Source organism: Sphingomonas sp., from assembly GCF_036387595.1.
In the GTDB taxonomy this organism is placed as follows: Bacteria; Pseudomonadota; Alphaproteobacteria; order Sphingomonadales; family Sphingomonadaceae; genus Sphingomonas.
Genome location: NZ_DASVTL010000034.1, coordinates 1 through 11,009, shown reverse-complemented (window position 1 = coordinate 11,009; position 11,009 = coordinate 1). Strand labels below are relative to the sequence as shown.

The following is an 11,009-nucleotide window of genomic DNA, read 5'->3' as shown; positions in this document are numbered from 1 at the left end:
ACCGCCCGACGAGGGCGTCGCGGATCGGTGTCACCCAGCGATCATGGTCGAGGTCGTACAGGATGAAGTCGCCGTCGAACTGCCAATAGGCCCAGGGAAAGCCCCGCTTCTCGGCTTCGCGGCGAACCGTGCTGGTATAGCGCACGCGCGCCGCCATCGGCGTGCCGCTCTTGTCGTAGGCGCCGAATTCGCCGAGCAGCACCGGACGGCCGTTCGCCTTCGACCAGTCGGCGACGGCGTCGAAATCACGCGCGATCCGCGCTTCGTCCGCCGGCGTGAAGGGAATGTCGCGCAAGTCTTTCGCACTGTCCGCCCAAGGTGCGCCCTGATGCGTGAAGCGGAAGGGTTCGTAGGAGTGGAAGGTGACGAGGATGTTGCGGTCGTCGGCCGGGAGTTCGAGTGTGGGCAGTTCCTCCAGGTTGTTCCACCGCGACGGCCCGACGATCAGCGTCCGGCCCGGATTGGTCGCGCGCACGACCGGGATCAGTCGCTTGAGCATCGTGTTCCAGCGCGCGGCGTCGAGCGGCGCGTGCGGTTCGTTGAGCAGTTCGAACACGACGGTATCGGGCGCACCGCGATAGCGCTCGCCGATCTGCTGCCAGAAAGCGACAAGCTTGGGTTCGCAGGCGTCCGGGTTGGCCGAACATGCGTTGAAGTCATGCTCGTCGAGGATCACCGACAGGCCCGCCGCCGTCGCCTGCGCGACGACGCGGTCCAGGGTCGCCAGCCATTTGGGGTCGAGGCGGTTCTGCGCATCCATATGATCGAACGCCTGGAGGACCACGCGGACGAAGTCGAAGCCGCCCTTGCGGATCACGCCGAAGTGGCGCGGCTGGAACCGCGCCTTGGCCGGATCCCGCCACAGCGGATCGTAGCCGATGATGTTGACGCCGCGGTGCAGGCGCTTCGCGGTCGTCCAGGCGTCGCCCGCGGGCGACGCCGGTTGGGCAGAGGCCGTAACGGCGGCCAGTGCGAGGGCGGTGGCGATGACGGTGGTGAAGAAACGCATCGGCGGTCAGCCTATCTCGAGGGTAGCGGTCTGCAGGTCGACCGAGTTCGGGCCGGTCATGATGTGGAACTGCCCCGGCTCGACGACCTCCTCCATGTCTTCGTTCCACATCGTGAAAGCGTCCGGCGCAAGCGCGAAGGTCACCGTGCGGGACTCGCCCGGGCGCAACGTCACCCGTTCGAAGCCCTTCAGTTCCTTGACCGGGCGAGTGACCGATGACGCGACGTCGCGCACGTAAAGTTGCACCACCTCGTCGCCTGCCCGTGCGCCGGTGTTGCGCACGTCGACCTCGACGCTGACGCTCCCCGCCGTGCCGATCCGCGAGGCGGACAGGCGTGGCGGCGACAGGGTGAAGCTGGTGTAGCTGAGCCCATGCCCGAAGGGGAACAGGGGCGCGGCGGTGTCGAACAGATAGCCGCGGCCGACACTGGGCTTGGCGTTGTAATATATCGGCAGCTGCCCGACGTGGCGCGCCACCGTGACCGGCAGTTTCGCGCCCGGATTGACGTCGCCGAACAGCGCATCGGCGACCGCGGTGCCGCCTTCCTGCCCAGGGAACCAGCATTCGAGCACCGCATTGGCGCGCGCGACCACCGCGGGCCAGCTCGCCGGGCGGCCGTTGATCGCGCAGACCACCACTGGCTTGCCCAGCGCATGCAGCGCGTCGAACAGCGCATTCTGGTCACTGGTCAGGTCCAGGTCCGTGCGGTCGCCGAGATGGTTGGCGGCATAGCCTTCGCGCACCGTCTGTTCGGTGTCGCCGATCGCCAGCACGATCAGGTCGGCGTCGCGCGCCGCGGCGACCGCTTCGGCGATCAGGCGGCGGTTCGTGGCCGGGTCGCCGAGCAGTACCTCGTCCGCCTCGCGGTCCTCGCTCCGGGTGATGTGAACGCCCTGCGCGACGACGAGAGAAGCGGCGGGCAGGCGCGCGCGCAGTCCATCGGCCAGGCTGATCGCGACGCGCGGCTCGGCCGAATAACCGCCCAGGCGCGCGACCGCGGCGTTCGGGCCGATCAGCGCGATCTTCCTGGCGCGGCTTCGGTCGATCGGCAGGGTACCGTCGTTGGTCAGCAGGCACAGCGACTTGCACGCCGCCTCCAGCGCGAGCGCGCGTGCCTCGGCATTGCCGGTCAGCCGGGCAGCGCCCGAGTCGGCATAGGGATCCTCGAACAACCCGGCGCGGAATTTCAGCCGCAGCATCCGCGTGCAGGCGCGGTCGATCGCGGCCTGCGACACCTTGCCCGCGCGGACTTGTGCAGTGAGCGTGCGATAGGCGAGCCCGTCGGGCAGGTTGCTGTCGACCCCGGCCGCCAGTGCGCGGCGCGCGGATTCTTCCAGGTCCGCAACGATGTGGTGGACCGAGGCGAGTTCCTCGATCGCGCCATAGTCGCTGGCGATCAGTCCCTCAAATCCCCATTCCTGTCGCAGCACCCGGCCGAGCAGCCAGCGATTGACGTGGCTGGGGACGCCATCGATCTCGTTGTACGACGGCATCACCGCAGCGATGTGGGTGCGCGCGATGACGCTGCGGAACGGTGGAAAGAAGAATTCGCGCAATTCGCGCTCTGCCAGCGGTGCCGGGCCGATGTTGTTGCCCGCCTGCGGCTGGCCATGACCGGTCATATGCTTGAGCGTCGCGAAGACGTGGCCGGGCGCGAGCGTCTCGCCCGGCCCTTGCAGGCCGGTGACCGCTGCCACGCCCATCTCGGCGCACAGATACGGGTCTTCGCCATACGTCTCCTCGATCCGGCCCCAGCGCGGATCGCGGGCGATGTCGACGACGGGCGACAGCACCAGCCTTGCGCCGTGCGCGCGTGCTTCGCGCGCGACGACCGTCTGCACGCGGCGCATCAGGTCGCGATCGAAGCTGCCCGCCATGCCGATCGCCTGCGGAAACATCGTCGCGCCCGACGCCATATAGCCGTGCAGCGCCTCTTCGTGGAACAGCACCGGAATACCCAGGCGCGTCCGCTCGATCGCCCAGCGCTGTACCGCGTTGACGAAAGCGACGGTCCCCGCCGATCCGCGCCATTTCGCTGCGCTGCCGCCGACCACCGCGCCGAACTGGGGGTTGCCGCGCTGATCCGACGGGCGCGTGACCTGGCCGAAGCCGTCGGGGTAAGCGCGCGTGGCCTTTGCAGCGTCGAAGTCGAGGCTGCCGTCGCGCATGATGTCCGCCTTGGTCGCCCACAGCGAGATCGTCTGCGCGACCTTTTCCTCCAGCGTCATCCGCCCGAGCAGGTCGGCGACGCGCAGGTCGATCGGTGCGCGCGGATCCTTGTAGGGGAGGGTGGCCGCCCGTGCGAACGCCGCGGGCTGGAGCGCCAGCGTGGATGCCGCGCCCAGCCAGCGCAGCATATTCCGGCGGGTCACGTCGATCATGGGGGACTCCTCTCGCAGCCGGGCGCTTGGCGCACCTTGCTCTGGTAGCGCTATCAAACTGCTCGTCCGTGCAGTGTCAATGGGGAGGCGCACCGGATCCGGCTGTCGTGGCCTTCACGCGCAGACGTCCGCCCCGGGCACTGCCAAGCCTCGCGCGCGCGCCGCCCCCTCCAGCGTGGGTGAGGGACCGGGCAGCGTCAGGTCGTTGGCAGCGCGATAGAAGGGATCGGCCTGTGCCTGGGCCAAGGTTACAAAGCGGAAGCCGAGCGCCTCGTAAAGCGTCAGCAGCCTCGACAACATCCGCGCGTCGAACGCCCCCAGATGCATCAGCAGAACGTATGGGATGTCACGCCCGAGCGCTTCCCGAGACAAAGCCCGCGCCCGAAGTGCCTGCATGCGCGCCGCGTCCAAAAAACTGCGTTCCAACGCTACGATCGCGGCGTCGTCCCCGCGCGCCGCGCAGCGGGCATAGGCATCGTTCCAGGCATAATCGCCGAAGCTCATCGTCACCGCCGCCACGCGGTAGCCCCGTGCCCGAAGACCCGCGCGGACCGCATAGCGCTTGGCGGGATCCGCCCCTTCGCTGAGGAACGGATAGCGGAACCAGCGCACGGCATTTGCCAGCAGCGGCGCGTTGCGATCGACCTCCGCCAGATAGTCTGGGACGGTGCTCGCCTCCAGGTTCGGGTGAGACCATGTGTGATTGCCGATCGGCAGACCTGCCCGGCGCCACAGCGCCAACACGCGGGGTGAGTCGGGATCCTCCGTCCCGAAGCCGCCGTTGAGAAAGCCGTGCGCCGGTGCCCGGTGCGTCCGCAAGGCGGCGACGATGCGGCGTGCGATCTCCAACCGGGTTTCGCCCGGCGGCAGCGGCCCATGCGCGGGCATGTCGTCGAAGGTCAGCGCGATCTGCGGGCGCGATTGCGCGGCAGCCGGAGCGCCCGCGACAGCCAAAATCATCGCCAGCCCAATCAGTCGCCGCTTCATCCCGCGCCCTCCCGCTGCCATCAGAGTCTTCCTGGCCGCAACGCTGGCGAACGGCAATCCGAAACACTAGGGTGAGACGATGATCGCCGATCACCCCGCCGCGACCGAGAGCCGTGTTCCGGAACGCGCCGCCGTCGACGCCGACACGTTCTCGCGCGAGATAGCCGATGGTTACCGCCCCGTCGTGCTGCGCGGACAAGTGGCGGACTGGGCAGCGGTCTGCGCAGCCGGGGGGGGCAATCGCGCGATGGCCGGATATGTTGCGCGTTTCGACGGCGGAAAGCCGCTGGAGGTGATGATCGGCCCGCCCGAGATCGACGGACGGTTTTTCTACGCCGACGAGAGCCTGACGGGCTTCAACTTCCATAAACAGCAAGTGCCGCTCGGCGCGCTGCTGGCCGAATTGTTGCGCTTCGCCGAGGAGGGCGTCGAGCGCCCGCACGCGCTTTACGCCAACAGCGCGACTGCGCCCGATCATCTGCCGGGGTGGGAGCGCGCCAATCCGCTGGGCTTGCCCGTCGATGCCCCCGCGCGGCTGTGGATCGGCAATGCGACGCGGGTGGCGACGCATTATGATACCTCGACGAACATCGCGTGCGTCGTCGCCGGATGTCGGCGCTTCACGCTGTTTCCGCCCGAGCAGTTGCGCAATCTCTACGTCGGGCCGCTTGACCGGACGATGGCCGGACCACCCAGTTCGATGGTCGATCCCGATGCGCCGGACCTAGCGCGCTATCCCCGGTTTGCCGAGGCGCTGGCGCATGCGCAGGTGGCCGAACTCGGGCCGGGCGATGCGATCTTCATCCCCGCGCTGTGGTGGCATCACGTCCGAGCGTTCGACCGGTTGAACGTGCTGGTGAATTACTGGTGGGGGCATGAATCGGGCCATGCCTATCTGGCGCTGGTCCATGCGATCGGCGCGGTGCGCGACCGGCCGGCGAGCGAGCGTGCGGCATGGCGGGCGTGGTTCGATCAGTTGGTGTTCGACGATTCTGCCCCGACCGCGGCCGATCACCTGCCCGTCTCGGCGCGGTCGGTGCTGGGACCGCCGAGCCGCGACCGGTTCGAGCGTATCCGCGCCTTCGTCATCGGGATGCTCCAGCGCGGCTAGTCGGATCGGCCGAGACTCTGGAGCAGGGTCGCACGCACCCGTTCGAATTGCGCCGCATCGACCGGGCCGAGCACGCCCTGAACCTCGGTAGGCAGATGCGCCACCGGATCGCCGTTGGCGCGAAACACCAGGTGATCGAACAGCATCCGCCACACCGCGCGCTGATCGTCGGGCAGCGTGCGTAGCGCGAACAGCGCATGGAGCAATGTGTCATAGGGGTTGCCCATCCCCTTAGGCGCCGGGTTCCACCAATAATTCATGAATATGTTGACCGGCGCGAGCGAGTCGACCGCGTGCCACCAGTGAAAGGGAATGTAGATGGCGTCGCCGGGTTCGAGCAGCGCACCCTGCGCCACGTCCATCGCCCGCGCAAAGCGGGGAAAGCGCGCCAGATCGGGGGCGGCCGGATCGACCAGGCTGATCGGGGTGCCCGCCGGGGTCAGTTCCAGCGGCCCCATATAGAGGTTGGCGATCTGATCGGGCGGGAACAGCGTGAAGCGCCGCATGCCCGCGATCACCACGCCGACATTCTCCATCAGGTCGTAATGCGTCGCGACGCGGATCGCGTTGCCCAGCCACAGCCGCGGTACAACGTCGGCATCGACGATATCGGTTGCATTCCGGGCGGCGAACCCAGGCAGCAAATCGGGGGCGGGGATCGACTGGACCGCCATCGCATACGGCCGCGCGGCGTCGCGATCGCGCAGCAGCCGGTCGAGGAATGGATCGAGGGGGGAGGTGCCGCGGGTGAAGTTCAGTCCCTTGAGGTCGGGTGTATAGAAGAAGCGGCCGTCGACGCCGGGATCGCCGACGATCGCATTGACCGGGTCGGGGCGGCTGAAGTGCTTGAGATAGGCGACGACTGCATCGGCGCTCTCGTGCGCAGCACGCACTGCCGGCCAATCGGCACCCAGACCGCGCAGGATCGCGGGGCGATTGGCGGGCCTGATCTCGACATCGAAGCGATGACGGTCGACGTCGTGATATTCGGGAACGGGGGCCGGGATCGGCAGCGTGGTCATGATACTCGCCTAAGTGGCGCCGGGGTGCAGCCGATCCGCTGGAGATGGTCGATCTGCCGCGGCATGACATCGGCGGTCTGCGTCACCACCTCGCGGATATGCTGGAGGCGCGCGAGCGTCTCGGCATCGGGCAGCAGGTCGGCGACCGGGTGATAGCCTGCGGCATTCACCCCTTGCCCGACCATGACCGCCAGCCAGCTCGTCTCGGTGAACAGTTCCTCATGCTCGCGGAAGATGCGGCCGTTGCGACGGAACATCGCGATCTTGTACGCGAGCCCCTCGGGCAGTTCGAGCGTCCGACACCGGTTCCAGAAGGGGGAGTCGTCGCGCTCGGTGGCGCTGTAATGCAGGATCAGAAAGTCGCGGATGTCGAGGTATTCGCGGATCGTCTCGGCATTGAAGCGGTCGATCTCCGGCTGATCGAAGCGCCGCGTCGGGAACATCGTCATCAGCCGCGCGATACCCGACTGCACCAGATGGATACTCGTCGATTCAAGCGGTTCGAGAAAACCGCCCGCCAGCCCCAGCGCGACGACGTTGCCCGCCCACGCCCGGCGGCGGTGGCCTGCCTGGAATCGCAACGGCCGGGGATCGCCCAGCGGAGCGCCGTCCAGGTTGGCGAGCAGCGTCGCCGCCGCCTCATCGTCGGAAATGTGTTCGCTGCTATAGACATAGCCGTTGCCGATCCGATGCTGGAGCGGGATGCGCCATTGCCATCCCGCGCCCCGCGCGGTCGATCGGGTCAGCGGCTGATCGTCGCCGCCCAGTTCGCACGGCACCGCCAGCGCCCGGTCGCACGGCAGCCAATGCGACCAATCCTCGAACCCCGCGGCCATCGCGCCCTCGATCAGCAGCCCGCGAAAGCCCGAGCAGTCGATGAACAGGTCGCCCGCGAGGCGGGCGCCCGATTGCAGCGTCACCGCTGCGACATGGCCGCTTTCGGCGTCGCGCTCGACATCGACGATGCGCCCTTCGGTACGGCGGACGCCCCAGCTTTCGGCCAGGCGGCGCAGGTAGCGGGCGTAGAGCGCCGCATCGAACTGGAAGGCGTAGCCCATCTTCGACAAGGGCGAATTGGGCTGGTCGGGCCGGGGGTGCGCGAAGCGGCCGCGCAGGCCCGCCGCGATCGCCAGCGAATAGGCGTCGAGCGGGGTCGTGTCGCCCAGCGTCCTGCCCTTCAGCCAGTGGTGGTGGAACTCGATCCCCTTCATGTCCACGCCGTAGAAGCCGAACGGATGGACGTACCGATCGCCGATCCGCGTCCAGTCGACGAATTCGATGCCAAGTTTATAGGTGGCGTTGGTCTCGCGTACGAAATCGGCTTCCTCGATCCCGAGCAGTGCATTGAACAGCGTGATCTGCGGGATCGTGGCTTCGCCGACCCCGACGGTGCCGATCGCGTCCGATTCGACCAGTTCGATCTCGAGTCCGGGCAGCGCACCCGCGACGCGGGCGATACCGGCCGCGGCCATCCATCCCGCGGTGCCGCCGCCGACGATCACGACGCGCCGGATCGCATCGGTTCTCATACCGGCGACCGCGTGTCGGTGGCGAAAGGCGATTCGGAGGCGAAGGAAAAGGTCGGCAGGTCCGCCGCCCGCGGTGCCGCCGCCAGTTCGGGCCGGGCGAAGGGGGCCAGGCCGCAGCGGCGCAGGAAATCGGCGTGGCTCGGCAACGCTTGCGCAGTTTCCAGATAGCCGCGCCGCATCTGTTCCAGCGCCATCGCCACTTTGCCGGGGTCGAGCGCGTCGGCGGCGGGTTCGTATTCCTGCGGGACGATATGCTGTCCAAGGCACACGGATACCCAGCTGGTCGTGGCGAACAGTTCCAGCCCGTCGCGGAACAGCCGACCCTTGGCCCGGAACAGGTCGATCTTGCGGGCAAGTGAATCGGGGACATCCATCGTCCGGCAGCGATCCCAGAACGGCGTGTCGTCGCGCCGCGTCGCCTTGTAATGCAGCACGATGAAGTCGCGCACGTCCTCATACAGGTCGCGCATCTGCCTGTTGTACTCGTTGCGCTCGACGGGGTTGAAGCGCTTGTCGGGAAACAGCGCGATCAGCTTTGCGATACCCGACTGGATGAAATGGATGCTGGTCGACTCGAGCGGTTCGATGAACCCGCTCGAGAGGCCGAGCGAAACGACGTTGCCGTTCCAGCTCAGCTTGCGGCGCCCGGTGGTGAACGAAATCCGGCGCGGATCGGCGAGCGGTTCGCCTTCCAGATTGTGGAGCAACAACCGTTCGGCCGCGTCGTCGTCCAGGAATGCGCTCGCATAGACCAGGCCATTGCCCATCCGGTGCTGCAACGGAATGCGCCATTGCCACCCGGCGCCCCGCGCGGTCGCGCGGGTGAAGGGATCGGGGTCGCCCGCGTAGGCAGTCGGCACCGCGATCGCACGGTCGCACGGCAGCCACTGCGACCAATCCTCATATCCCGTCTTCATCGCATCTTCGATCAGCAGGCCGCGGAAGCCCGAGCAATCGATGAACAGGTCACCCGCCACCTCCTGACCATCGGCCAGCCGCACCGATCGCACGAAGCCGCTCGTGTCGTCGCGCACGGTGTCGACGATGCGCCCCTCCAGACGCCGGACGCCACCGCGCTCGGCATAGCCGCGAAGGAAACGCGCATAGAGCCCAGCGTCGAAATGGAAGGCATAAAGGAGATCGCGGATTGGCGATTGCGCGTCGCCCGAAGGCCGCGCAAAGCGTCCGCCTGCCGCCGCGGTCGCGCTCATCGACCAAGCGGAGATATCGGGCATCACCTGGCGCATCCGCTCGCGCAGGTACAGCTGATGGAAATGAACGCCCTCCAGGTCGCGGCCGTGGAAGCCGAACGGGTGAAAATAGCGTTCGCCCTTGCCGCCCCAGTCGACGAACTCGATGCCCAGCTTGAACGTCGCCCCAGTCTCGCGCAGGAAATCGTTCTCGTTTATCCCGAGCATGCGGTTGAAGGTGATGATCGGCGGGATCGTCGCCTCGCCGACGCCCACGGTGCCGATCTCTTCGGATTCGACCAGGGTGATGCGGGTGAAGCCGTTGTTGAGGAAGCGCGAAAAGGCTGCGGCGGCCATCCATCCCGCCGTGCCGCCGCCGACGATCACCACGTCGCGGATGCTGTGTTCGTTCATCGGGCGATCTGCCTCGTCATTGCGCGCAGGAAGGCGCCGTGGGTGGGTTGTGCCTCAACGGCGGCGGCGATCGCATCGCGCAGGGCGATCATCGCGCGTTCCGACTGCGCGGGTGGAAAGGCGTCGACCAGCGGATCGACGCGGCGGGGGATCACTCCCTGGCCGAGCAGGACCGCCAGCCAGCCATCGCGCGCGAACGTTTCTTCCTCATGCACCGGCAGGCGGCCGCGCTCGCGGAACTGGGTCAGGGTATGCGCCAGCGTCGGCGGCGGCGCGACGCTGGCGGCCTCGCGCCAGAGCGGTTCCGGCCGGTCGGCCGCGTGGTAATGCAGCGCGAGCAGGTCGCGCACCCGCGCGGCTTCGGCCGCGCCCTGCCGGTTGAACTCGGCGGTCTCGACGGGGGCGCAGTCGCGGTCGGGCAGCATCGCGACCAGCCGATCGATGCCGCTGTGCGCGAGATGGAGGTTGCACCATTCGAGCGGCTCGATTGCCGTGGCGGCATCGCCGATCGCCACGCAATTGCGCAGCCAGGCTTGCGGACGCGTGCCGGAGGCGAACGTCGTCGGCGGGCCGCCTGGCGCGACGCCGAGTGCACCGGCGGCTTCGTCATCGCTGGCGTGCGCCGCCGCATAGACGACGCCGTGCGAAACGCTGCCCGATCCCGCGGCCGTCCAGCGCCAGCCGAAGGGCAGCGCCGTCGCGACGTCAAGCGGCGAGGGATCGGATGTCGGGGGCGCTTCACCGGTGAGCAGGCGGTCGCAGGGCAGCCACTGTCGCCAATCCTCCCACGCAGCGTCCAGGCACCCGCGCACCCGCGCCGCGGGGCCGGTGCAGTCCACGAACAGGTCGCCCCCCAGCTTCGACCCGTCGTCGAGCCCCAGGCCGTCGACGAACCCATTTTCACGCAGCGATACCGCCGCCAGATCCCCTCGGCGCTCCTTGACTCCGGCGTGAAGAGCGAAGGCGCGGATCATCCGCAGATAATGCTCCGGGTCGATGTGCAGCCCATATTCGTAATCGCCGAGGATCGCGTCGGCGTCGTCCGTCGGCATCGCGAAACGCCCGGCGCGCGCCATCGCAGCGGCAGCGGAGAAAATGTCGAACGCCGGCGCTCCGCCCCCGATAGCGGCACGGATCCAGTGGAGGTGGAACGAGGTCGTACCGAACGATCGCCCGTGCGCGCCGTATGCGTGAACGTAGCCGGGTCGTCCTCTCGTCCAGCCTTCGAACAGCGTGCCCAGGCGAAAGCTGCTGCCGGTACGGATCACCGCATCCTCGTCGCGCAAACCCAGATCGGCGTGAAAGCCCAGGATCGACGGCAAGGTGGAGGGGATGCGGTCAGCAAGCGCCTCGCGGGCCGGTGCC

The 11,009-nt window shown here is 68.0% G+C and carries 8 protein-coding genes; 1 reads left to right on the top strand and 7 read right to left on the bottom strand.

The annotated features are described in order from the left end of the window. The 3 genes from VF643_RS03090 to VF643_RS03080 all read right to left on the bottom strand — a co-directional run. Positions 1 to 1,009, bottom strand: a 1,009-nt coding sequence (locus tag VF643_RS03090) for a glycoside hydrolase family 5 protein (RefSeq protein WP_331041905.1), incomplete at its 3' end; no start/stop codon positions are given. Positions 1,010 to 1,015: 6 nt separating this feature from the next. After that, on the bottom strand, positions 1,016 to 3,391 hold the full coding sequence (locus VF643_RS03085) for a glycoside hydrolase family 3 N-terminal domain-containing protein (RefSeq protein ID WP_331041904.1): 2,376 nt from the start codon (positions 3,389 to 3,391) through the stop codon (positions 1,016 to 1,018). 114 nt (positions 3,392 to 3,505) lie between these two features. Further along, complete coding sequence (locus VF643_RS03080) at positions 3,506 to 4,399, bottom strand: polysaccharide deacetylase family protein (RefSeq protein ID WP_331041903.1); 894 nt, start codon at positions 4,397 to 4,399, stop codon at positions 3,506 to 3,508. A gap of 58 nt (positions 4,400 to 4,457) precedes the next feature. Here VF643_RS03080 and VF643_RS03075 point away from each other — a divergent pair, with 58 nt between their 5' ends. After that, positions 4,458 to 5,489 carry a cupin-like domain-containing protein gene (locus VF643_RS03075; RefSeq protein ID WP_331041902.1) on the top strand — a complete coding sequence of 344 codons (1,032 nt, stop codon included), beginning with the start codon at positions 4,458 to 4,460 and terminating at the stop codon, positions 5,487 to 5,489. On the opposite strand, the gene VF643_RS03070 is transcribed toward VF643_RS03075, so the two are convergent. The 4 genes from VF643_RS03070 to VF643_RS03055 all read right to left on the bottom strand — a co-directional run. Then, a complete protein-coding gene (locus VF643_RS03070; RefSeq protein WP_331041901.1) occupies positions 5,486 to 6,511 on the bottom strand; it encodes a cupin-like domain-containing protein in 1,026 nt (341 codons plus the stop codon). The two genes, VF643_RS03075 and VF643_RS03070, sit on opposite strands and share 4 nt — an antisense overlap. Next, positions 6,508 to 8,040, bottom strand: a complete 1,533-nt coding sequence (locus VF643_RS03065; protein WP_331041900.1) for a tryptophan halogenase family protein — start codon at positions 8,038 to 8,040, stop codon at positions 6,508 to 6,510. The genes VF643_RS03070 and VF643_RS03065 overlap by 4 nt, the downstream gene beginning before the upstream one ends. Beyond that, positions 8,037 to 9,644, bottom strand: coding sequence for a tryptophan halogenase family protein (locus VF643_RS03060; RefSeq protein ID WP_331041899.1), 1,608 nt, complete (start codon positions 9,642 to 9,644; stop codon positions 8,037 to 8,039). The genes VF643_RS03065 and VF643_RS03060 overlap by 4 nt, the downstream gene beginning before the upstream one ends. After that, the coding region (locus tag VF643_RS03055) for a tryptophan halogenase family protein (RefSeq protein WP_331041898.1) at positions 9,641 to 11,009 on the bottom strand (1,369 nt) is incomplete at its 5' end. The genes VF643_RS03060 and VF643_RS03055, both read right to left, overlap by 4 nt.

Excerpts from the sequence above, each read along its gene's own strand:
- VF643_RS03085 (WP_331041904.1), bottom strand. The coding sequence starts at position 3,391 with ATGATCGACGTGACCCGCCGGAATATGCTGCGCTGGCTGGGCGCGGCA.
- VF643_RS03080 (WP_331041903.1), bottom strand. The coding sequence starts at position 4,399 with ATGGCAGCGGGAGGGCGCGGGATGAAGCGGCGACTGATTGGGCTGGCG.
- VF643_RS03075 (WP_331041902.1), top strand. The coding sequence starts at position 4,458 with ATGATCGCCGATCACCCCGCCGCGACCGAGAGCCGTGTTCCGGAACGC.
- VF643_RS03070 (WP_331041901.1), bottom strand. The coding sequence starts at position 6,511 with ATGACCACGCTGCCGATCCCGGCCCCCGTTCCCGAATATCACGACGTC.
- VF643_RS03065 (WP_331041900.1), bottom strand. The coding sequence starts at position 8,040 with ATGAGAACCGATGCGATCCGGCGCGTCGTGATCGTCGGCGGCGGCACC.
- VF643_RS03060 (WP_331041899.1), bottom strand. The coding sequence starts at position 9,644 with ATGAACGAACACAGCATCCGCGACGTGGTGATCGTCGGCGGCGGCACG.